This is a genomic window from Endozoicomonas arenosclerae, from assembly GCF_001562015.1.
Lineage (GTDB): Bacteria > Pseudomonadota > Gammaproteobacteria > Pseudomonadales > Endozoicomonadaceae > Endozoicomonas_A > Endozoicomonas_A arenosclerae.
Map to the genome: position 1 here is coordinate 15,989 of NZ_LASA01000015.1, position 22,301 is coordinate 38,289.

Genomic DNA, 22,301 nt, shown 5'->3' on the forward strand with positions numbered 1-22,301 from the left:
GTAGCTGCTTTTATCGTGAATTTATTTTCACAGCCGGATTACCTCACTACCATCAGGAATATCCGCCTGGTCATGAGTCACCATAATCACGGGGATTGATAGCTCCGAAACCCGCTTGAAGACAAATTCCCTGAACTGCTGTCGCAACTCAGGATCCAGCTTTGAAAAAGGTTCATCCAGCAATAAAGCTTTAGGCTCCGAAAGCAGAGTTCTCATCAAACTGATTCTCGCTCTTTGCCCACCAGACAAGGTCAATGGATTGTGTTTGCCATAACCCTGAAGCTGGCAATCATCCAGAGCGTTTTCAACCTTCTGCTTCCGCTGCGAACGGCTATAGGAAGCAGGTACTCCGAAGGCAAGATTCTCACCCACAGACAAATGCGGAAACAACAGGTGATCTTGCAACTGCATACCCATACCACGACGGTGGGAGGCTACCTGTGTGATGTCCATACCGTTAAGAAGAATAGCGCCAGAAGCCTTAAAGCTGTGAGCTAATGTGCCACAGAGAAAGTCCAGAATGGACGATTTGCCACAGCCACTGGGTCCCATGATGGCCAGAACCTGCCCCGGCCTGGCCTCAAAACTCAAATCGGAAACAAGTTGTCTGCCAGCCACCGTTAAACAGAGATTTTTTACTTCCAGTGTCATACCCACCTCTTTCTCAGTCTCCAGCCGGTTACCCTCCAGGCACTCAACAGCATCATCAATCCATACATCAACATAGGCAGCAGCATTTGCACCAGAGCATAAACAGCCATGACCTTTCGATTACCACCGGAAGCCAAAGCCACAGTTTCGGTTGTCACAGTGACGACCCTTCCTGCACCGGCAAATAATGTTGGTAGATATTGAGCAATACTGACGGCAAAGCCCAAAGCAAAACTGGCCAGTATCGGTTTGAGTAGAATCAGGCACTTCACCTGAAAAAAAGCCCGGGCAGGTGAACCGGATAACAAAAGAGCCTGAGCAGTTTGACGCTCATCATAGTGCCGCCAGGGACCTGAAAGACTTAAATAGCAGTAAGGTAGAACAAACAGCAGATGCATCAGGGAAACAGAAAGCCAGTGTCCTTCAGTACCAGAACGGATCAACCAGACCTGAATACCAAACAGAAAAGTCAGCTGAGGCAACAACAAGGGCAAGTACATGGCTCGACTGATCAGTCTGTGCACCTTTTCCATGTGGGGAGATACTTTCTGGCTATTCCTGCCAGCCTCCAATATCAGTATCGACACCAGCAAAGCCAGAAAGGCTGATACGGAAGCAATCAGCAATGCCATTTCCAGAGGTTCAACCAGTCTTGGCCAGGCTCTTTCCCAACCTCTTAAAGACCAGCTCTGGGGAAAAATAGAAGGGAATCGCCACCGCCAGGCAAACGACCAAAGCAGTAACATCAAAGCACTGCCGGTAAACACGCCCAGCAGAAGCTTCCAACTGATAATCGAAAAGCCAGCCCAGAAACCACCAGCCACACCCCTTTGACCAGAGGTGAGCCATCGGCGGCATAGCTTTTTCGCGGCTTTTTCAAATGAAACAATGATGGCAATGGTTAACAAAACCAGAATCAGCAGCAGGACACTGCCCGCCGAAGCCAGAGACTGAAACTCAAGATCAGGGTTTTGAAACCAGTTCAGCACTTGCACAGCAAAGGTGGGAGGCGTTGCAGGCCCCAGGACAAGGGCGATATCCACCACAGACAAAGAAAATACCAGAACCGTCAGCATCGACAGACGTGTTCTTGCATAGAGCTGCGGCCAAATCAGTTTGACCCATAATGTCCATGACTGATAACCCAGACCCGCCCCTGTTCTCAGTATTTCTCTAACAGGCAGTTGTCTGATGGACACCATCAACATCAGGATCAGAAAAGGTGTTTCTTTCAGTATCAGCAGAGCCATCAATGACAAGGCCCAGGGATCCTGAACCGTATGCCAGTCTGGCGGCCCCTGCCAATCCACAAAGGGAGAAAGCCCTCTGACAATCATGCCACTGGGCATAATCAGAAACATCAGCCCCACCGAAAGAGCAACGTGAGGCGTGGCCATAATAGGTGATAACCAGCGCTCAGCCTGATGCCAGAATCGACTGCCCCAGGCTGCACTGACCAGAGCCAGCGCCAGCAACATGGAAACAAGAGTTGCTCCCGCACCGGAAAAGAACGACAGCCATAACATCTCTGCCAGACCCGGTGTTTCCCAAAGTTGTCCCCATGACTTAAGAGACAGAGACGACATACCCAGGGCAGGGAAATAGCCAAATGCTGGCAATACTGCACTTAGCGTACCCAACAATACGACGGCAAAAAATAAAACTGCGACCAGTGTCGCAGAGAAATTCAGTACGGAGCCCTTTCGGATAATCAACGAATCACTCACTGGCGGTAACGCTTCTGCCACTCAGCTTCCAGAGCCGTTGACCAGGAGCTGTGAGGTTCGGGTAATGCTTTGCCCAGTGCCTGTGGGCTCAGAGTAGCAACACCCAAGGGTAATTCACTGAAACGCTTCTTATCCTCAGAATTCAACTTACCCATACTCAAAACGGTGGGATCACCCCAAACATCAGGGTCTGACTTATGCAGTTGAGCCTGTGGAGACATCAGAAAATCAATCACGACCTGGGCTGCTGCTTTAGCACGAGCATTGTAGGGAATGGCCAGAAAATGAGTGTTACCGACTGTTCCAGCGGTATTCACATAAGTTCTGACACTCTCTGCCAGCTCACCATTGGCAATCGCAGAACTGGCGTAGGAGGGATTAAACGTCATCGATAGTAGAATCTCGCCATCATCCAGCAAGGGTGTCAGCGCCAGATTATTTTGAGGGAAGGTTTCGCCCTTGCGCCACAACATGGGATGTAACTCATCCAGATAACGCCAAAGAGGTGCGGTTACCTGTTCAAAATCGGCCTTATCTACTGGCTCAAACAAAGCCGGATTATTGCCACTCAACTCAAGCAATAATTGTTTAAGAAAAGTGGTACCGACAAAATCAGGGGGTAGAGGGTAAGTCACCCGCCCCGGATTCTTCTTGGCAAATTCCAGCAAGGCTTCAGCACTGCGTGGTGGATTTTGCACACTGGCCTGATCATAGATAAAAACCAGTTGAGCCATGCCCCATGGGGCTTCAAGACCTTCTACTGGCTCACCAAAGTCCAGGACTGTTGTTGGCTTCTCCTGAGGATCAATCCAGCGATAGTTGGGCAACTGCTCGGTAAAAGGGCCAAACAGCAGGCCATGGTTTTTCATTGAGCGAAAGTTTTCGCCATTGATCCAGATGATATCAACGGTTCCGCCAGTGTCCCGACCCGCCTGCTTCTCAGCCAATATACGACTGACAACATCTGCTGTATCCGTGACCTTCACCTGTTTTAATTCAATGCCATAACGCTTTTGCACCTGTTGAGCTGCCCAGCGTATGTAATCATTGATTTGCTGGCTGCCCCCCCAGGCATTGAAGTAAACGGTTTGTCCTCTGGCTTCTCCCAAAGTCTTCTGCCACTGATTATTCTCTGTGGGCACAGAAGACTCAGAAAGAGGGGCTGAGTGACTGCTTATAGAAAACAGTGTTGCCAGCACCACTAGCATGCATGTAATAAATGAACGCTTTTTCAACTTCCAAAACATTCTTACGATTTATCCTGATTGAGCACCTGTAAGTCTTTTTCACTGAAACCAAGCAGGTAAAGAATGCTATCCAGACCCAGTGTAGAAATAGACTGTCTTGCACTTTGTTTGACCAGCGGCTTGGCTCGGAACGCAATTCCCAAACCTGCCACGCTCAACATGGGCAGATCGTTGGCACCGTCACCAACAGCAATAGTCTGATCCAGAGAAACACCTTCACTCTGGGCAATCTGTTTTAGCAACGTTGCCTTGCGCTCACCGTTAACAATCTCGCCTTTCACCTGACCCGTCACTTTGCCATCGACGATTTCCAGCTCATTGGCAAAGATATGATCGATGCCCAGACGCTCCTGAAGGAAGCGAGCAAAGTAAGTAAAGCCTCCCGAAAGAATGGCGGTTTTATAGCCGAGGGCATTGAGGCTTCTGAGTAATTTTTCAGCCCCCTCAGTCATAGGCAGCTTTTCTGCAATACCAGCCAACACAGACTCATCCAGACCATTCAGCATGGCCAGCCTTTCCCGGAAACTCTCGTTAAAGTCCAGCTCGCCCTGCATAGCTCTTTCAGTGATTTCTGCCACCTTGTCACCGACTCCAGCGGCTTCTGCCAGAAGGTCAATCACCTCAGCTTCAATCAGGGTTGAGTCCATATCGAACACCACCAGCCGGCGGTTTCGGCGATAGATGCTGTCTTCCTGAAAGGCTACATCCACATCCAGCTCTGAGGAGATATGCAGAAAGTCAGCCCGCAACTGATTCAGATCGGGAGATGTTCCTCTGACAGAAAACTCCAGACAGGAAGAAGTACGCTGTTCCTGGGCATTTGGATTCAGTGAACGGCGACCGGAAAGACGGGTAATCTGGTCAATATTGAGGCCATGCTCTGCAGTAATGTTCGCGACCCGGGCTATCTGCTCTGCTGTGACATTTCTGGAGAGCAGAGTCAGTATGTAGCGGTTTTTGCCCTGCTCGGACACCCACTTCTCATAGTCAGTATCAGAGATGGGCTGGTAGTTGAATTGCAGCTCAAGCTCGTGGAAATGAAAGAGCAGATCTTTCAGAACCGGCGCGGCTTCGCGCCCCTCTGGCAATCTCACAACAATGCCCCAGCTCAGGGTGTCATGAATCACCGACTGGCCAATATCGAGAATCTCCAGCCCATAGTCGGCCATGATGGAGGTTATGGAGGCCGTCAGACCGGGTTTGTCCCGTCCCGTCACATTGATCAGCAGAATCTCGCTCACAGTACACCTGGCTTCTTATCGTTTTAACTGAAGAAAGTCTTTCATAGCCGCGATCGCTCATGGCTGTTAACGGGCGGTATTGTAACGCATAGAGAATAGCTTTCGTTGAAAGTACGGCGATTTTTCAATAAAGTTCAGGGGCAAAGTAGCTGTCTTAGTCATCGGACCTACGGCACAAGGCAGTGCAGTAATAAGAAGTAAAAAACGAAGTATCAAGGAAGAAAGCAGTGACGTCGTTCAGTACTCCCGCTCAGTCGTTCAATTCATATATCTTTTTTGACCGAGACACCCGAGGTGAAAATGGCCGAAAGGTTTATATTGACCCTGGCTTGGTAACCCGTTTTGTCGAGCTGGTTAACCCTACCACCCCCTCTGGCAAGCAAAGCCTGGAGAAAATGATTGGTCTGAAGAACTCTGCAGCCGGAGTGAGCAGCCAATCCAATCAAAGTAATTCTAGCCAGCATCGATTGGATTGCGGGCCGGTGATTGTGACTTATTCAGTGCTGCAGTCAGGAACTCCAAATAGTCACGGTGAAGGGGTTTATATCACCAATATTCAAGAATCATTGAATAAAGGTAAAGGTCATTTACCAGGGCTTTATGATGTAAAGAGCCGTTCTCTCTCTAAAGGGGATTGGCACCCCGAAAAGTCCAATGATCAAAAGATATCTACCTATATTGGTGCCATAGGCGCGGTTCTAGAGCCTAAAGATCAAGCTTATTCCGTTGAAAAGACTGCGAATGCGTTTGGGGATCTGTTTCTGACGAATGCAAATGGCAAGAGGTTGGGAAATTCATTTTCTCTCTATTACACGCCCAGCTTTGTGGTGGATCAGCTCGGCACCTGGCGCATCCCGGAGCAGAAAATTATCAAGGAAGGCAATGGTGCTGTAGAACTTGCCAAGGTATTGATTGAAACCGAGAAGCATTACTGGTCCGATATGGGGGAGCGCCAGCACCACTGGTATGTCTTCGGTCATGGTGCCAAGCTGCTGTCCGACGCACTAAAGCAGCTCAGAAATTCAGGGCAACCATTAAAACATCAAAGCTTTGAGTTTATTGATCCAAAAGCCAATCTGGGGTTGCTGCTGGAAAACCTTGAGCGCCTACAGGCTGATGTCACCAACAGAGTGGGACGGACTGAAGGAACAAATCTGGTCACAAGATTGCACCAGGGAGTGAATGATCAACTGCAGAACCAAGTCAAAGCTCTTCCGTTTAAATGGAATAATGCCTCAACATTGACCGCTGATACCCAGACGATCAAAAGTCTTGCTCAAAGGCTAGATAAATCTCTGGCTGGAGGAACAGCCAGACAGCTCCCACCCTTTACAGGCTTGATTGCCAAACTAAGCACGGTTCTAGGAGGCTGGTAAGAAGTCCTTATGACAGATTTGATTGATCAGCACGAACACTTGGAATGGTGTTCATTTGAAGATGAGCCACTGCATTGCTATCAGCTATCACAGTTTCAGCTGGTATTTTCTGGCTGTCTGTATGAGTCCGAACCATTTGCCGGCTTCCCTCCTCCGCCTCCAACGCCTCACAGTGTAGAGCTTTATGATCGGTCCTATTACATGGCCTACCCTAATGGCTATCCCAGAGAATTGTATGACGGCTATCCTCAGTTCCACCCCATGACCCTGTCTACAGTCTACTGGAAACATCTTGTTCCCTATGGACAAGAACTGGCAATGGTCGGCAGCTGCAAGGTTGTGATCACTTCCTTCTGGGTCAATGTGAACAGTTTGGAGAATATCACGGACCTGAGAGACCTCGGCCAACTTGAAAAAACGCTTTTATACTGGTTGCCAAAGGGGTATGACTATGATGACTCCGGTTGGATCTACCCATCAAGCCCAGATGATATTGCAGTCCATCATCTAAAAGGTCGCACCTGGCTTGAATTTCTTCATGGAGGCAGGAATGGAACCCGTTCCTACGAATTTTGTACTGCAATCACGCCTGAGCATATAGTAACTGTTGATTTTAAACCCAATGGCCACTGGGCATTGGATGAAGAACCGTCCCCGGAACTTCTGGAAAAAGTCTTCCGTTCCTTTTGGACCTTTATGGATGGACTCTCCATTATTGAATCACCAGACGAGCAGATCCTGGAGCCGGGTGTCCACCGCCTTAAAGAACCCGAAAAAAAAGAGGAAGAAGAGTTCGTTTGGGAAACGGGTAACGACGATGACCCTGATGGCTGGTAACAGTCAACAAAAAAACCGGCACACATGATGCCGGTTTTTTGTATCAGCCTATATCTTAGAACCGATAAGCAACATCAATACCGTAACTTCTGGGATCACCGTAGTAGTTAACCGCCCCTACAAAATTACCATTCTGATCAGCCACTGGCACACCATTGATTCGATACTCTTCATTGGTCAAGTTCTTACCCCAGATAGCCACTTCAATGGACTCATCATTGCCCACCTGAATATCTTCCAACGCAATCCGGGCGTTCCAGAGTCGATAATCCCCGGATTGGGTCAACTCTGCTGTCGTGGGCTCGTGATAGACGTAGTACTTATCCACCCAGCTGTAATCGAGTCTGCCGACAAGATGGGCAAAGCCAAGGCTCTGCTTGTATTCCAGACCGGCTGAAATTTTCGTCTTGGGAGCATAGGGGAACTTGTTAACGTCTTTAAACTCATTACCGTTTTGATCCTTAAAGCTGTCATATTTTGGATCAAGATAACCGTAGTTCAGGTTTGCAGTCAGTCTGTCAGTCAATGCTGCCAGCATTTCCAGTTCAAGACCTCTGACCGTGGCTTCACCGGCATTCTCGATCAGTGAATAAGCCCCCAGATAGTTGGACAGCTGCATGTCCTTAACATTGTTCTGGAATACCGCTGCATTCAACTGCAGGCGATCCTTCATCCAACGAGATTTCAGACCCAGTTCAAAGGCGGTTACCGTTTCTTCGTCGTAAGATTTTTTGAAGATAGCGACATTTTGAGCTTCGCCATTAAAACCACCGGCTTTCCAGCCCTGAGACACTTTGAAATAAGCACTGGCTTCATTGGAGAAGGCATAAGTCAGCACCGCCATGGGCGATACATTGGTCCAGTCATCCTTGGCTTTGGTTCTGGCAATGTTGCCACCAAAAGCACCGCCGGTACCATCTGCCCGCTCTAGATAGGCTTCTTTCTCTTCCTTGGTCCAGCGGGCTCCACCGGTCAGAGTCCATTTGTCGGTCAGGTAATAATCCGCCTGACCATAGAGTGCATAGGACTGACTCTCAACACCGTACCAGTTTTTTACCAGACCATTCACACCGCCTATATCAAAGGGATTCTTAGCATCAGACTCTTCCTTGAAGTAGAAGGCACCGAGCACATAATCGAATCGGTCAGCATTACCGATCAGCTGAAATTCCTGGGAAACCTGATCAGACTCTACATCTCTGCGAGTATGGAAGCCCGGTACACCGGTGCCATCATAATCACCGGCATCCTCAAAGCTCATGGAGCGATAGCCCGTTATAGACTTCAGTGTAATGTTTTCAGCCAGATCATAGGTCAGGTGCAAGGCATGGCCACTGGTTGAAGAACTGTCTTCAATGGAGCCGTCATTAGCGCCTTCATCTTTCTTCTCAAACTTGCTGCCTGCAGCGTCAAACTGACCAAACGCCGGGGTATTGTCTTTCTTGCTCTGGTCAAAAATATAATAAGCTTCCAGACGATCAGTGACGTCAAACGAGCCAGCTATCCGTGCAGCGGTTGTATCCAGCTTTTTGTACTCATCAACAGCGCCTGCGGCATTGGAAGTGTTCTCGTAGAAGCCATCTCTTTTACGAACATTAAACGCTACGTTGAAAGCCGCACGATCAGCCAGCCTACCGGTATTCAGACTGAAAAAGCCTTCTTTATAGTTGTAGTTACCAGCGGACAGCTTCACTGTGCCGCCAAACTCTTCAGCAGGCTTTTTGGAAATAAGGTTTATGGCACCACCAATGGTGTTCTTCCCATACAGTGTGCCCTGTGGGCCACGAAGCACTTCTATTCGCTCCAGCTCGGCCACATCAAACAGGCCGCCAACGTTCTTGGCAACAAATACGCCATCCACATAAATACCAACCGGAGGTTCCCAGGTCACAGCCGGGTTAATGGAAACCGATCCCCGAATACTGATGGTGGCTCCTGTACTGCCACCGGGAGTCTCGGCTATCTCCACATTGGGGACATACTGGCTGACATCAGCCACATCCTGAATATTCTGATCGGTAATGGCGGCAGCTCCAAAAGCGGAAACAGAAACCGGCGTATCCTGCAGGTTCTGCTCACGTTTCTGAGCGGTAACAATGACTTCTTCCAGAGCCCCTGCTTCGGCATAAACCTGTCCTGAAGACAAAGCAACAGCGACAGCCAGAGCAAGAGGTGTCCTGACGGTGGGTTTTAACATGTGTGTGAGTCCCGGGTTTTTATTTTTATTCTTTCCCGATGGCTACAGCCAGAAGGCCATCTCAGTGTTGATAGCGAGAAAAGAACCTGCCTGCCTCCCCTGGCACAACTCCTTTAGCAGATTGTTTTTTGCACTAATGAATCATCCTAACACCGGGATTTTTTCTGCTTATAGTCCCTTTGAACTAAGTCACAAAGCACTCCAGATAAGGCTCATATGTAGTAATTGCCTTAGCCTCCCGCTAAGATTCCGCTATTACATGTTCATATTGAAAGAAAACATTTTTCATATTTTTATTTTTTCCATGAAGAATGATTCTCGACAAACGCTTCGGGAGGTTCGGCCTTGTCTTTGCCGAAAAGAATAATCAATCTGTTTGCCAGACAATCAGAAGCTCTTTCTCTTCGTCAGCAACTGATGCTGCTATTTGGTGTACTTTTCACCGCCCTGACTCTGTCTACCGGTTTTATTGTCAGCAGTGAGCTGGAATCCGCCAGCCGACATCAGGCTGACTCGATTGGCAACCTGCTCAGCGCCCAGACAGCCAGTGCTGCAACAGATATGCTGGTCACAGGTGACCGACTCAGTCTAAATGTCCTGCTGGGGCAGCTGGTTCAAAACCCCTATGTGGCCAAGGCGGCCATTTACAGTATTGATAATCGGGAAATAGCCTCTTCGGAAAGCGATCGGGTGGGTGAGCGCGGCGAAACCTATTCTTCACCTATCCATTATCAGGATGTCATTGCCGGTTATGTTCGTCTGCAGCTGGACAAAGGCTTGCTGACCCAAAACCCCGGCGACGCTCTGACCCTGATCACTACCATCAGCATTATTTTACTGATCAGTGGTCTGTTACTGCTCTATTTTTACGCGTCGAATGTCACGCTCAGACTCAGCCTGATTGAAAGACAACTGCATTCTATTCTCCAGTCTCCGGCCAACCCGGTATCCTGCCGTAATGAAGTGATTCGCCTGTCAGGCTTTGTAGAAAAGCAGCTAACCGAAAAGCTCATGGATTCCATTGAGCCTGAGCCGGAGGAAGAAGAAAAAGAGGAAGTGTCCGCCATCATCAGTGTTCGCAGCCGAAATATGACCCGACTGCGCCAGCTGTTAGCGCCTCATGACCTGATGCACATTATTGAAACCCACAGTGAAGCGCTGGAGCGTGCCGCCCAACAATACCTTGGGGAATTAAGTTATACACCGGATGGTACCGGCTATATTCGCTTTTCCAGTCTGGACAGTGCTTCTTTTGCCAAAGATGCCTTGAGCTGCGCATTGCTGATTCAAAGCCTGAACCGAGTGGTTGGCGAGCAGAATATCGCTACCCTGGAGATGGGGCTGGGAGTTTGTGTCAGCGACGGCATGACTGATTTCCCCGGGGCTGAGCATCCTTCACAATCGGACAGTGCCGCCAGCAGTGCACTGATGCTTGCCAGCCTGCCTGGAACTGAAAGTATTCATATGTACCGGGATCAACTCAACTGGTTACCTGCAGGCGAACCTGAGATAAAAATCTCGGAGCACGGGGAAGATATTGTCGAAATATCCGGACTGCCCTCTGAACAGCAGGAAACTATTCAGCAACAGGCTTACTCGATTAGCAGAGAGCTGGAACAGTAATACTCTGTCGGACAAAAAGAAGGGAAGATTTTAAAGTCTTCCCCTCTTTCTTCAGATTCTCATCTCAATGCCCTGTTTGGCCATATAAGCCTTGGCCTCGGGAATTGAGTACTCGCCAAAGTGGAAGATGCTGGCTGCCAGAACAGCATCTGCCTTGCCTTTCTTAACCCCTTCAACCAGGTGATCCAGATTGCCTGCACCACCTGATGCAATCACTGGAATTTCCAGAGCGTCGGAGATGGAACGGGTCACACCAATGTCGTAGCCGTTTTTCACACCATCCTGATCCATGCTAGTCAGCAGTATTTCACCAGCACCAAGCTGCTCCATTTTTCTGGCCCACTCGATAGCGTCCAGTCCGGTTGGCTTACGACCACCGTGGGTAAAGATCTCCCAGCGATCCGGCTCACCGGACAAGCTCACCTTCTTGGCATCAATAGCCACAACAATGCATTGGGAACCAAAGCGGTCGGCGGCTTCCTGCACAAACTCGGGATTAAAGACAGCAGCCGTATTGATACTGACTTTATCAGCACCGGCATTCAGCATGGTGCGAATATCTTCCACCTTGCGAATACCGCCACCTACTGTCAGAGGGATAAAAACCTCACTGGCCATACGCTCAACGGTATGAACCATGGTGTCCCGGTCTTCATGACTGGCAGTGATATCCAGAAAGGTGATCTCATCGGCACCTTCTTCGTTATACCGACGCGCCACTTCTACCGGGTCGCCCGCATCACGGATATCGACAAACTGAACACCTTTTACCACTCTGCCATTATCAACATCCAGGCAGGGAATAATTCTTTTCGCTAAGCCCATTGAACGGCCTCTTATAAAAATTCAGTAGTTCAATTCACCAGACGCAAACACACTGGATAACGGTACTCATCGCCCCGGCTGGCTTTTATGCTGGCCCGGATCACAAAGACCAGGGCAAAAACCACAGCAAACGGAATCAGCGGGAGGAAAATCAAACCAATCAATACAGCACTGAGTAATCCCCATGCAGCAATGGCCAGCAGGACGGTAATCTGGAAGTTCAAAGACTCTTTGGCATGAAGAGCAATGAACTCGGATTGATCCTTTTTCTGATACCAGATCAGCAGGGGAATAACTACATTAATGCCAGGAATGAAGCAGCCAAACAGAGTCAGGATATGCGAGAACATAGCCCAGTTTTTTTCATCCGAATCAGGCACCTTCATGATTTGATGCAATGAGTCTCTATCCATGGTGATTGCGAGCCTACGGATTCCAGTTCAGAAAGTTCTCAAGCAGCTTCAGACCACTTTCAGCACTTTTCTCGGGGTGGAACTGCACAGCAAAAATAGTGTCCCTGGCCAGAGCTACATCAAAGTCGACACTGTAATGGCAACGACCAACTGCCATAGCATCGTCATTGGCATGAGCGTGGTAACTGTGAACAAAGTAAAAACGGGAGTTGTCGTCAATACCTTTCCAGAGCGGGTGATCGCGATGTTGCTGAACCTGGCTCCAGCCCATGTGGGGGACTTTCAGCTTTTCGCCTGTCTCATCCACCAGCCCTTTACCGAAGAACTTCACACGCCCAGGCATCAGGCCCAGGCAGTCAACGCCACCGTTTTCTTCACTGTGGTTCAGCATGACCTGCATACCGACACAAATACCCAGCAAAGGCCGCTGACTTTCGACGACTTCGTGGACAACATCGTCCACACCTTTCGCGCGAATCTCTGCCATACAATCACGAATCGCACCGACACCAGGCAACACGACATGATCTGCCTGCCGAATGACCTTCGGATCAGAAGTAACTATTACACGGGTATCTTTGCTGGCGACATGCTCCAGAGCTTTACTGGCAGAGTGAAGGTTACCCATGCCGTAATCGATGACTGCAACCGTCTTCATTCGTTTTACTCCCCAAACTGTTTTAGCTCATGGCTGTTTTAGCTCATGGCTGTTTTAGCTCATGGCTCTCTGAAAGCCATGGCGGCTTAAAGTGCACCTTTTGTTGAAGGCATCTGACCTGCCATGCGGGGATCCAGCTCCAAAGCCATTCTCAGTGCTCGACCAAAAGCCTTGAAGACGGTTTCAATCTGGTGGTGGGCATTTCGGCCACGGAGGTTATCAATGTGCAGCGTCACATTGGCGTGATTTACGAAGCCCTGGAAGAACTCATAAAACAGATCAACATCGAACTGGCCAATCATGGCGCGGGTAAAGTCGACATTGAACTCAAGGCCCGGACGACCCGAGAAATCAATCACAACTCTGGAAAGGGCTTCATCCAGCGGTACATAAGAGTGGCCATAACGAGTCAGGCCTTTCTTGTCGCCCACTGCTTTGGTGAAGGCCTGACCCAGAGTAATACCGATATCTTCTACGGTATGGTGATCATCAATTTCGTTGTCGCCCACAGCCTTGATGTCCAGATCAATCAAACCATGACGGGCAATCTGGTCCATCATATGGTCAAGAAATGGAACGCCTGTCTCGAACTGACTCTTGCCAGTGCCATCCAGATTGATATCTACCCGAATCTGGGTTTCCAGCGTATTCCTTTCAACACTGGCCTTGCGCTGAGCCATGATGATCTCCGATTATATCTATTCTAAGCATGGAGCCTGAATCTGATTCGCTCGTCAGACTCCTGAGGTCGCAACCAGGCCATTATACGGAGCTGCCTTAAAGCAGGCGAGCTATTCGTCCCGTACTTTTTCGAAAAGGTCGCCTTCCAGCCTCGCAAGCAACTTGTCAATCTGCTTTCTCTTGTTCTGAACCAGCTTTCCACCGGAAGGTCTTGCGCGGTCATTGGCCCAGTTTTCTGACCATCCTGCGGTAGAATCCACGCATTGTTCAGCAAACTGAGGTAGAGAAAACGCTTTGGATTGCTCCAGACAGCCCGTGAGAAAGTTATCCACATCCGACTGCTGAATGGGGTACTTGCCAGCGGGTTTCTTCATACTCTTGGGCTTTACTGCGTAAATCCAGATCTGCCCTTTTTCCGGCAGCGACCCACCGGCCATGCTCTTGAGGTGCCTGACATCCACTAACGTCCTGCAATTCCGGGTTTCATTACGATCCAGACCGCTGATCTGTCGATCGGAAGAAGCCAGCAATAAGCCATTGAATAATTTACCATCTTCCTGAGTTACACCCAGAACAGTCCTTGTAGGGGCTTTTTCAACAACTCTGGAAAACCACCCCCGCTGATAGCCGCTGACCCAGACCGGCAACTCAACCTCTGATTTATTCAACTTCTTCTCTCGGGCGGCTTCCAGCATAAGCGTGCCATAGGCCAACAGATATTGATTTTGGCTGGTATCAATATTTGGGAAACATGAAGTATCCGCGGCCCAGAGCTGTGCAGGCAATACAAGGCAAAACATCGCTACCAGCCACCGTTTGAGTGCCGTTACCCCCAAAGTTTCAAATTTCTCCATAACCTGTTCCTCAGATATTCAATGACAGATACAGAAAGAATCCCACAGGGCACTGAGATCAAGAACAGGCCCATAAAATCACGCGAACACCCACTATGCTTTTAGCCGAGACGGTTATCGTGAACATCTTTCATCGTCATGGTTGATTGAAGGGAACTTCTACCCACCATGACATCTGGAAAAAACCACACTTCCATAATAGTCGCTGAAAAGCATGCCATAGTGAGTGGTTATCCATTCCTTAACACTTCCATAATAGTCGCTGAAAAGCATGCCATAGTGAGTGGTTGTCCATTCCTTAAGACCCATTTATCTTTCTGAGAGTTCCTGAGTGAATACGACAAGCCCTCTTTTTGCATTGATCAATAGTCTGATAGCGCCTCACAACCAGCACTCTGTTGTTCTGGGTATCTCCAGTTTGCTCTGTTTCCAGTGCGAGTTTATGGATGTTGCCTGCATGGCAGCCCGAAATACATTTCCTGAGTTTCAGGAGGCCACTTGCCTGCAAAGAAGAGGCTGGGAGGAAATTGAACAAGAGGCCAGCCATCCCGTGTGGTTTCCTGAAAAAGGCACACCACCTTACCCCGCAGTCATCCTGAACCATGGCAGCTCACCTGCTTTCTCAAACAGTATGAAAGAAAGGCGGGAGTTTTTTTTGTCCAGAGGCTACGCCGTAATGATTGTGGACAGCTTCAGTCGAATCCGAACTCTGAAATACTGCTTCAACAAGGAACAGCCCTGTCCCGCTTATCAGGAGGTAGACGAAAGCACCCGGAACATGACCATGAATCTTCCTGAGAATAACCTGCTGGCCGAGATTCGAAGGGAAATGATGGACCGGGTAACCAAGGGCTACTTTTTACTGCCCGCCGAGAGAACAGCCGACCTTTTCATTGCTATTAAAGCCATAAGATCATACAAAAAGATCGATCAAAACAATCTCCATATTGTGGGTTACTCCCATGGTGGTTCTGTCGTTCTGGATGCCATCACCATGGCGAATTGCCGGGAGCAGGCGCTTTACCTGATGAGCCGCTCAAAGGCGTCCGATCCGTCACGGCGTATTATCCCAATTGCGCTCCAGGTACTTACTTTCAGCACTTTCAATCCACTCCGACCACGATCCCAACACTGATGGTTCTGGCAAAAGAAGATACGTTTGTTAAGCCAGAAATCTGTTCAGACGTTGCCAAGTACATCAATCACAACTCTTTCTGGAAGCCCTATGATGTAGAAACATTCAACGAAGGGCACGCTTTTGATATGGAAGAATATCGGGATACCTATAACACCCGAAGCAAAGCATCAGCCATGCAGAAAACCCTGACGTTTATAGAGTGGAGTCAACAAACACGCTCCACGCCCTACTCTGCTTACCGGTGGATTCTGTATTCATTTCTTCCCTTTAAATGAGTCATACAACATTTGGTGGCTGATGGACTAATTCAACACAACACTTGCAATTGATTTTCAAATCTGATTTGTTAAAAGCAATGGTCAGAAGGATCTGATTCATGTCTGCTCGAGAGCTGTTTATGGACAAACCGCTCAGGTTAGGAGTTGTTGCGGCCTTGGCAACACTCACCGCTGTTTCAGCGGACGCCCTCCTTTTACCTCCAAAACCACTGGCTTTGAGCTCATCCTGGGACTGTCGATCAGGCCCGGACGCTGAATGGCTTTGCCGTAACCATCAAACAGACAATTACGACCAGCCTCTGGAAAACGTTGCCTACTCAGCTCCTGAGAGAAACAACAACTATCAGGAATACGTTCAGCCAGAGCGTACAAGACCCTCTCAGCCCGAGCCTGAGACCTATTTCAGACAGGAAGCTGCACCTCCTGCTTATCAGCAACCAAGCCGATATCAGCCACCTGCTCAACAACAACCCACTCAGCAAAGAATTACCCAATTGCTGAGTGCTCAACACGGAAGTTTTGTCATTCAATGGCTTGCCACTCATACCGAGGAGCCATTGATTGATTTGCAGCGCCGCTTCCCGGTTCTGCAACAGGCGACTATTGTTCGTTATCAACGTAAAAACAAAGACTGGTTTGTCCTTCTGGATGGACCTTTCAAAGATCGTCAGTCGGCAATGACGGCTCTGAACAGTCCGCCCCGACTATTAATGACAGACAAGCTGTATCCCTGGACTCGCTCGCTGGCCAGCATACAGAAACTGAACTTGATCATGCCCGGAGAACTCCGGGAGCCGGATGATCTGACCAGACCATCCAACAACGAACGTTATGCCTATCAAGAGCCAGTCAGACCGGACAATAATCGGCTGTTTGCCAGCATTGCACCGGCTTATCCACAGGTGCAGCAACAAGATACCTATCGGGATTACAATACCGATCCTTATCAGGTTTCTGAGCCGCGATATCAAACATCGAATCAGGCTGCAGACCCTTATTATTCGGAAGAACCGGACCTGAATTACAGTGCGCCGCGTCAGCGTTATGCACAAATCAATCCTCCTGTGGATCGCTCCAGAGCCAGAAAACATTATCAACAGGAGAGTTACTCGGCCTACTCCAATCAGGAAGAAATCAGCGACTATCGCGCTCCAAAAGAGACCAGAGAATATCGCCAGCCCAGTAAGCGAAGCATTCTTGAAGCCTCTCAAGGCAGCTATGCCATCCAATGGCTGGCAGGACCCCGCAGGGATACGCTGGAAAGAGTTCGCAGACGTTACGAAGAGTTGCGGAATGCGCAGATCATCCATTATCGCAAAGGCCATCGCGACTGGTATTTGCTCGTGGGTTCTCCCTATTCCAGTAAAAGCCGGGCTCAAAGAGCGCTCAACAAACCTGAACTGGCAAGAGTGTCTACACGTCTCTATCCAAGAATACGTGGGGTTGAAGAATTACAGGGTCTGATCAATGGCAAACCTGCGAGTACCCGGCAAGCCATCCAAAGAGTTGTAGCCCAACCACAAAACACCATTATCAGTGGCTCCGGAAAAAGCTATACCATTCAGTGGTTTGCTGCCAATCAGCCGGAAGCTATTGAAAGAATGAAAAAACGCTTCCCTGAATTGAAGTCCGCAGTAACAGCCCGGTACCGGAAAAACCAGAAAGACTGGTATGTGCTTCTGCAGGGTCAGTTCACCAGCAGTAAAGAAGCGTTGGCCGTTATTAAATCCCCCCAGCTGAAAGACGCGGTCAGAGTCCTCCACCCCTGGACCCGCTCAGTGAAATCCCTGAAAAAGCTTAAAGCCTGGGAAAGTTAACTGCGCGCCCCTCCTCGCTAAAGACCCAATCACCTCCTAAGCTGGTTCAAAAGCTTTAGTTTTACGTCTTAGCCTTATTCTGCATCATGACTTGTCCTGCGTTCTCTCTGAGAGGCTGCCATGAAATTATCCGACTTCTTTATCGCCATATTTTTACTGATAAACACACCTTCAGTTCAAGCCGGTGTAGAGGAGTCTCTGCAATATATAGAGCGTTTATTAAGTGAGGGAAAGAAAGTAGCTGTCATTCTCATGGATATGCAGGAAGGCTTTATTGACCCCGCTTTAAAGAATTACGGAGCAATTATTCAGGAACAAATCAGGCTGCTCGACAGTCTCTCCGGCAAGCCAGGTGTCCACATTCTGGATGTAAACTACGACCCTCATCAAATGGGCAATACGCTTCCAGGATTATTGGCATCTATAAAAAGAAATGTCATGTACAAACTGATATCCAAAAATACCGACAACGTGTTCGACAGCTACAAAACCATCAAGTTACCCAGTGGTCGTGAAATGATTCAAAACGACAATGTTCTGGATACTTACCTCAAAGGGGAAGGTATAAAAGATGTATTCATCACTGGCTGCTATGACGGCGCCTGCATTCTGAATTCAGTCAAAGGAGGACTGGAAAGAGACTATCGGATGATCGTTGATAGAGAGTTGAACATCGTAGATCACACAGAAGGACTGGAGTCTTTCTTTGCCGGAGTCTGGAAATCCCTCAAGGATAAGTCGTCGAATTTAACTTTGATCAGTGATTCTCCGAGGAAAGAGCCTTGTCAAAGTAAATAACAAAACGGCCAATGCACCTCATATATTGTCCCCCAAGGCCTACAGGCATTAAAGGAATTCTCCATTCCTCCAAAACTTACTGATACACTATCCTGAACAAGGAATAACAACGCTCTGTGCCCTGAGATCCCGAGGCCTCCCATGAATCGTCTAATTAAACTCATCGCCTTTGTGGTGGCTGGCATTATTGTTCTTGCCGTTGCCGCAGCCCTGATTCTTCCCAAAGTCATCGATCCCAATAATTATCGGGACGACATCTCGAAACTGGTTTATGACAATACAGGACTGACACTTACAATTGATGGCCCCATTGGCTGGTCAGTGTTTCCCTGGCTTGGACTTTCACTGGAACAGGTGAATGTAAAAGGTGCCAATAACTCGGAGCTGGCCAAACTGGGCACCGCCGAAGTGAGCGTTAAGCTACTGCCTCTTCTGAGCAAAAAGGTAGAAATGCAGACAGCCAAGCTCATGGGGCTGGAGTTGAATCTGGTCAAAGACAAGTCTGGCAAGGGCAACTGGGAAGTGCCGAAAAAAGCCGGTACTCAACCTGCTGCGACGGAAACCACCCCGGTTGAAACGCCCGAAGGAACAACGGAATCCGCCCCACTGGAACTGGATATTGCCAATGTCACTGTTGAAGGTCTGGTGATCAAGTATGACGACAAGAGCACCGGCAAAACCTATGTTGTGGATCAGGCAGGGTTGGAAACGGGCGCTGTTCGTAACAATGTGCCTTTTGACTTTAACCTGAAAGCCCGCATTAAAAGTAATGAGCCTGATCTGACACTGATGACAGGCATCAGTGGTGTTTTAAAGTTCAATTTGAAGCAGGGTACCTATGACCTTAAGGACCTAAAGATCTCAGCCAATCCTGCTGTAGATAATGCAGAAACCCTGCAGATTGTCGGAGACCTGAATGTCCAGCAAAAGCCCATGATGGTGAAAGGTCATCTGGACGTGACTCAATTCAACCCCGGCAAACTGTTGAAAGAGATCAAGATCCAGCTGCCACCTATGGCTGACCCCAAGGCTATGACTCAAATGGCCTTCAAGAGCAGCTTTACTACCGATGGTAAAAGCTTCTCTGCTGAAAAGCTGGACCTGACTCTGGACGATTTCAATATTGATGGTTTCTTCAAGATTGCGAATCTGGAAAAACAGGATATGACATTCCAGTTCAAAGGCAATGACTTGAATCTGGATCGTTACCTGCCACCGGCCACTGAACCAGCTGCGACCAAAGATGAAAAGTCAGAAAGCAAGACGGAAGGTGTTCAGAGCACAGAACCTCCAGCAGTTGCTTCAGGCTCTGCTAAAGAGCTCCCACTGATTCCTGAAGATGCCCTGCGTCCTCTGAATATCAAAGGCTCTCTTGAACTGACCTCCCTGACGGTAGCCAAGCTCACCTTTAATAAGCCCACTGTTAATCTGACAGCCCTCAATGGTCGTCAGGAGATCAAGCTGGCCTCAGGTTTTTATGAAGGCACCATTGATCTGGACGGCAAGCTGGATGTTCGTAAAAAGGGTGATCCCAGAATCCAGACAACCGCAGACCTGAAAGGTATTAACCTGCAGGCTCTGGCTAAGCCTATCCCTGCCCTGAAGTCTATCGAAGGTAAAGTGAACGCAGACATGAATCTGACCACCAATGGTCAGCTACAGAGTGTTCTGACTCGCAACCTGAACGGAAAAATCGACTTCAAAATAGATAAGGGTGCCTTCACCGAGGCTAACTTCGACAAAATGGTTTGCGAGGGTATTGCCAAAATTCGCAAGAAAGATCTCCAGAAAAAAGACTGGGGTAACGCCACCCAGTTCACCAACCTTGGAGGCAGCTTCAACGTTCGCAACGGTGTTGCCAGTAACAAAGATCTGACCGCAGCTCTGACCAACCTGAACCTTAAAGGGGATGGCGATATTAATCTGGTCAAACAGACTCTGGACTACCACGTTGGCCTGAACATCAGTGGTGACCGCTCTCCTGACAGTGATCCTGCCTGTCAGGTAAACGAGGATTATGCCGATGTGACTTGGCCTGTTCGCTGCCAGGGCAAACTGGGTCAGCAGGAGTGTGGCATTGATACCGAACGCCTGGCTGACACTATTGCTTCTCTGGCGAAACAGGAAGTGAAAAAACGTCTGGAAAAAGAAATTGAGAAAAAAGCCGGACCTTTGAAAGATGCTTTGAAAGGCCTCTTCAAGTAAATCTTCTCTCAATAGGCGCAGCTTAAGTTGCGCCCAACTTCATTTGCCTATCGCCTTTTATCCCTGCAGAATCAACAGTCATAAGATTAATAAAAATTGCTTCGCCAGGGGATGGCATGCCTACTTCCAAAATTGCACGACGCTTTAATCATAAAGCGCGAGGCTTCAGCAGAATCAATATGGCCTGCCTGGCCAGCTGCTCCAATATTGCCTACCGGCCTTCAGACGAAATTAAAAAAACTCTGGAATTCGAGGGATTTAATCTCAGCGGTCAGGATGTGTTCTTTGAGTATCGAAAAGACAATATGGACCCGGATATTCAAGGCTTTATTGTCGGTGACAGCAAAAAAATCATCATCAGTTTTCGAGGTACAGAGTCAAAGTTTGAGGACTGGAGCCTGAACTTTGACATCATGCGGGAGGACTGGGTTCCCAATAATAATCTTGGCTCCGTGCATCGAGGGTTTATCGAAGGACTCGACTCAGTATGGACAACTATCAAAGAGCGTCTGAACAAACTTAGTGACAACAATCAAAGTATCTGGATTACCGGCCACAGCCTGGGTGGAGCTCTGGCAGCACTTGCTGCTGCAACAATAGAGCTGCAGGAAAACCAGCCCGTTGCAGGTGTTTATACCTTTGGTCAGCCCCGTCTGGGTAACCGGGAGTTCTATCGCAACTTTCATGACCATGAGAACAACGCAGTTCCTGAGCTGTTCGAAAAATCCCTTGGTAAAAGAACCTTCCGCTGCGTAAACAATTGCGATCTGGTCACACGAGTTCCGCCTCAAATCACCGGCTACCGCCACGTCGGGCATCTGATTTACTTTGACCACGACGGACATTGTCATACCCATGGCAACCTATCCCAATGGGCTACATTCTGGGATCGTTTTGCCGGTAGAGCTGAAGATATTCTGGACTTTTCGGATGGTCATCCTCGCCTGTCATTTATTGACGAGGATTTGGAAGATCACAGCATAGATATCTATGAGCTTTTATCCCGAAAGTTGGCAGGCCTGGCTATTTCAGGCAATGAAGCCTGGCGGGAAATGGTTTAAATACTACGATCTTCCAAATACACGACTACGATCTTTCATTAAAATTTAACAATTCCATTGTCTTGTAATTATGAAAAGGATTATTTATCCTCCGCATCGGCTTAAAGCCAATAAAATTTATCAATGGACGATAATACATAATGAAAAATCTAACTCAGGCTACCCTGATTGCAGTATTTTTGACGTTTTCATTAACGGGATGTGGAGGCGGAGGAAGCAGTAATAACGATTCAGCAGCTGAACAAAATCCACCCGCAAATCCAACACCTCCTCCTGAAAATCAGACGACCTACACTATTACTGTTGATGCTCCCGGAAAGTTTTTAAGTGCTGCAAATTCCCCATCAGCTACTGATTTTATAGACACCCTACTCTCTGGCTTCATGCCAAAAGCCTATGCAGACATTGTAAATGATGCTGAAATCAAGGCAGTCACTGTTAGGGAACCTGCGAATAAGTCCCTGATCATGAGATAATAATCTCAGCAGCTTGATCAGAGGTAGTCATGGACCAACAACTCTCTTTTTCCGACAGTGAATTCAGCCAGAAGCGACGCAGAACTCGTAGGGAAATTTTTCTTGAAAGAATGGAGGTTCTGATTCCATGGAAACGCTTAGAGGCCGTAATCGAGCCCTATTACCCTAAGCGTGGCAACGGAAGACCTCCTTATCCTC

At 48.5% G+C, this 22,301-nt stretch carries 21 protein-coding genes; 10 read left to right on the forward strand and 11 right to left on the reverse strand.

All coding sequences use genetic code 11. The annotated features are described in order from the left end of the window. Positions 1-27 precede the first annotated feature (27 nt). From WG89_RS01610 to serB, 4 genes are read right to left on the reverse strand one after another with little or no spacing between them, the layout of a single operon-like run. Complete coding sequence (locus WG89_RS01610; RefSeq protein ID WP_062260498.1) at positions 28-651, reverse strand: ATP-binding cassette domain-containing protein; 624 nt, start codon at positions 649-651, stop codon at positions 28-30. Then, positions 648-2,378 (reverse strand): ABC transporter permease, encoded by a 1,731-nt coding sequence (locus WG89_RS01615; RefSeq protein WP_062260500.1) that lies wholly within the window; start codon positions 2,376-2,378, stop codon positions 648-650. Before WG89_RS01615 ends, WG89_RS01610 begins: the two co-directional genes overlap by 4 nt. After that, complete coding sequence (locus tag WG89_RS01620; RefSeq protein ID WP_245662854.1) at positions 2,375-3,625, reverse strand: ABC transporter substrate-binding protein; 1,251 nt, start codon at positions 3,623-3,625, stop codon at positions 2,375-2,377. Before WG89_RS01620 ends, WG89_RS01615 begins: the two co-directional genes overlap by 4 nt. Before the next feature lie 2 nt (positions 3,626-3,627). Continuing rightward, complete coding sequence (gene serB / locus WG89_RS01625) at positions 3,628-4,866, reverse strand: phosphoserine phosphatase SerB (RefSeq protein WP_062260502.1); 1,239 nt, start codon at positions 4,864-4,866, stop codon at positions 3,628-3,630. A 227-nt stretch (positions 4,867-5,093) separates the two neighbouring features. Here serB and WG89_RS01630 point away from each other — a divergent pair, with 227 nt between their 5' ends. Both WG89_RS01630 and WG89_RS01635 read left to right on the forward strand, forming a co-directional pair. Further along, positions 5,094-6,242 (forward strand): hypothetical protein, encoded by a 1,149-nt coding sequence (locus WG89_RS01630; RefSeq protein ID WP_062260503.1) that lies wholly within the window; start codon positions 5,094-5,096, stop codon positions 6,240-6,242. A gap of 9 nt (positions 6,243-6,251) precedes the next feature. After that, positions 6,252-7,079, forward strand: a complete 828-nt coding sequence (locus WG89_RS01635; protein WP_062260505.1) for a hypothetical protein — start codon at positions 6,252-6,254, stop codon at positions 7,077-7,079. Positions 7,080-7,134: 55 nt separating this feature from the next. Here WG89_RS01635 and WG89_RS01640 read toward each other — a convergent pair whose 3' ends face one another. After that, positions 7,135-9,276: a TonB-dependent receptor gene (locus tag WG89_RS01640; protein ID WP_062260507.1), complete on the reverse strand. Its 2,142-nt coding sequence runs from the start codon at positions 9,274-9,276 to the stop codon at positions 7,135-7,137. Positions 9,277-9,621: 345 nt separating this feature from the next. Here WG89_RS01640 and WG89_RS01645 point away from each other — a divergent pair, with 345 nt between their 5' ends. Next, positions 9,622-10,899 (forward strand): AhpA/YtjB family protein, encoded by a 1,278-nt coding sequence (locus WG89_RS01645; RefSeq protein WP_062260509.1) that lies wholly within the window; start codon positions 9,622-9,624, stop codon positions 10,897-10,899. Positions 10,900-10,950: 51 nt separating this feature from the next. Here WG89_RS01645 and hisF read toward each other — a convergent pair whose 3' ends face one another. From hisF to WG89_RS31010, 6 genes are all read right to left on the reverse strand, one after another. Continuing rightward, a complete protein-coding gene (hisF, locus tag WG89_RS01650) occupies positions 10,951-11,724 on the reverse strand; it encodes an imidazole glycerol phosphate synthase subunit HisF (protein WP_062260511.1) in 774 nt (257 codons plus the stop codon). Positions 11,725-11,753: 29 nt separating this feature from the next. After that, positions 11,754-12,137, reverse strand: coding sequence for a DUF4870 domain-containing protein (locus WG89_RS01655; protein ID WP_062260513.1), 384 nt, complete (start codon positions 12,135-12,137; stop codon positions 11,754-11,756). A gap of 13 nt (positions 12,138-12,150) precedes the next feature. Continuing rightward, the gene (gene hisH, locus WG89_RS01660; RefSeq protein ID WP_062260515.1) at positions 12,151-12,795 is read right to left on the reverse strand and encodes an imidazole glycerol phosphate synthase subunit HisH; all 645 of its coding nucleotides are present in this window, start codon (positions 12,793-12,795) and stop codon (positions 12,151-12,153) included. 86 nt (positions 12,796-12,881) lie between these two features. After that, positions 12,882-13,475 (reverse strand): imidazoleglycerol-phosphate dehydratase HisB, encoded by a 594-nt coding sequence (gene hisB, locus WG89_RS01665; protein WP_062260517.1) that lies wholly within the window; start codon positions 13,473-13,475, stop codon positions 12,882-12,884. 111 nt (positions 13,476-13,586) lie between these two features. Beyond that, a complete protein-coding gene (locus WG89_RS01670; RefSeq protein WP_062260519.1) occupies positions 13,587-14,330 on the reverse strand; it encodes a gamma-glutamylcyclotransferase family protein in 744 nt (247 codons plus the stop codon). Positions 14,331-14,489: 159 nt separating this feature from the next. After that, positions 14,490-14,639, reverse strand: coding sequence for a hypothetical protein (locus WG89_RS31010; RefSeq protein ID WP_172806674.1), 150 nt, complete (start codon positions 14,637-14,639; stop codon positions 14,490-14,492). Positions 14,640-15,332: 693 nt separating this feature from the next. On the opposite strand from WG89_RS31010, the gene WG89_RS01680 reads away from it, so the two are divergent. The 7 genes from WG89_RS01680 to WG89_RS31920 all read left to right on the forward strand — a co-directional run. Then, a complete protein-coding gene (locus WG89_RS01680) occupies positions 15,333-15,743 on the forward strand; it encodes a dienelactone hydrolase family protein (protein ID WP_245662855.1) in 411 nt (136 codons plus the stop codon). Positions 15,744-15,844: 101 nt separating this feature from the next. Beyond that, on the forward strand, positions 15,845-17,563 hold the full coding sequence (locus WG89_RS01685) for an SPOR domain-containing protein (RefSeq protein WP_062260525.1): 1,719 nt from the start codon (positions 15,845-15,847) through the stop codon (positions 17,561-17,563). A 120-nt stretch (positions 17,564-17,683) separates the two neighbouring features. After that, on the forward strand, positions 17,684-18,361 hold the full coding sequence (locus WG89_RS01690) for an isochorismatase family protein (RefSeq protein WP_062260528.1): 678 nt from the start codon (positions 17,684-17,686) through the stop codon (positions 18,359-18,361). A gap of 141 nt (positions 18,362-18,502) precedes the next feature. Next, a complete protein-coding gene (locus WG89_RS01695; protein WP_062260529.1) occupies positions 18,503-20,566 on the forward strand; it encodes an AsmA family protein in 2,064 nt (687 codons plus the stop codon). Between the two features lie 116 nt (positions 20,567-20,682). Further along, positions 20,683-21,627: a lipase family protein gene (locus WG89_RS01700; RefSeq protein WP_062260531.1), complete on the forward strand. Its 945-nt coding sequence runs from the start codon at positions 20,683-20,685 to the stop codon at positions 21,625-21,627. Positions 21,628-21,767: 140 nt separating this feature from the next. Beyond that, positions 21,768-22,103, forward strand: coding sequence for a hypothetical protein (locus WG89_RS01705; protein ID WP_062260533.1), 336 nt, complete (start codon positions 21,768-21,770; stop codon positions 22,101-22,103). A 29-nt stretch (positions 22,104-22,132) separates the two neighbouring features. Beyond that, on the forward strand, positions 22,133-22,301 hold a 169-nt coding region (locus WG89_RS31920; protein ID WP_062260605.1), incomplete at its 3' end, for a transposase.

What these genes read in the sequence shown, in the direction of transcription:
- WG89_RS01610 (WP_062260498.1), bottom strand. Translation starts at nt 651, where the DNA reads ATGACACTGGAAGTAAAAAATCTCTGTTTAACGGTGGCTGGCAGACAA.
- WG89_RS01620 (WP_245662854.1), bottom strand. Translation starts at nt 3,625, where the DNA reads ATGTTTTGGAAGTTGAAAAAGCGTTCATTTATTACATGCATGCTAGTG.
- WG89_RS01635 (WP_062260505.1), top strand. Translation starts at nt 6,252, where the DNA reads ATGACAGATTTGATTGATCAGCACGAACACTTGGAATGGTGTTCATTT.
- WG89_RS01640 (WP_062260507.1), bottom strand. Translation starts at nt 9,276, where the DNA reads ATGTTAAAACCCACCGTCAGGACACCTCTTGCTCTGGCTGTCGCTGTT.
- hisF (WP_062260511.1), bottom strand. Translation starts at nt 11,724, where the DNA reads ATGGGCTTAGCGAAAAGAATTATTCCCTGCCTGGATGTTGATAATGGC.
- WG89_RS01655 (WP_062260513.1), bottom strand. Translation starts at nt 12,137, where the DNA reads ATGGATAGAGACTCATTGCATCAAATCATGAAGGTGCCTGATTCGGAT.
- hisH (WP_062260515.1), bottom strand. Translation starts at nt 12,795, where the DNA reads ATGAAGACGGTTGCAGTCATCGATTACGGCATGGGTAACCTTCACTCT.
- hisB (WP_062260517.1), bottom strand. Translation starts at nt 13,475, where the DNA reads ATGGCTCAGCGCAAGGCCAGTGTTGAAAGGAATACGCTGGAAACCCAG.
- WG89_RS01670 (WP_062260519.1), bottom strand. Translation starts at nt 14,330, where the DNA reads ATGGAGAAATTTGAAACTTTGGGGGTAACGGCACTCAAACGGTGGCTG.
- WG89_RS31010 (WP_172806674.1), bottom strand. Translation starts at nt 14,639, where the DNA reads ATGGGTCTTAAGGAATGGACAACCACTCACTATGGCATGCTTTTCAGC.
- WG89_RS01685 (WP_062260525.1), top strand. Translation starts at nt 15,845, where the DNA reads ATGTCTGCTCGAGAGCTGTTTATGGACAAACCGCTCAGGTTAGGAGTT.
- WG89_RS01690 (WP_062260528.1), top strand. Translation starts at nt 17,684, where the DNA reads ATGAAATTATCCGACTTCTTTATCGCCATATTTTTACTGATAAACACA.
- WG89_RS01695 (WP_062260529.1), top strand. Translation starts at nt 18,503, where the DNA reads ATGAATCGTCTAATTAAACTCATCGCCTTTGTGGTGGCTGGCATTATT.
- WG89_RS01700 (WP_062260531.1), top strand. Translation starts at nt 20,683, where the DNA reads ATGCCTACTTCCAAAATTGCACGACGCTTTAATCATAAAGCGCGAGGC.
- WG89_RS01705 (WP_062260533.1), top strand. Translation starts at nt 21,768, where the DNA reads ATGAAAAATCTAACTCAGGCTACCCTGATTGCAGTATTTTTGACGTTT.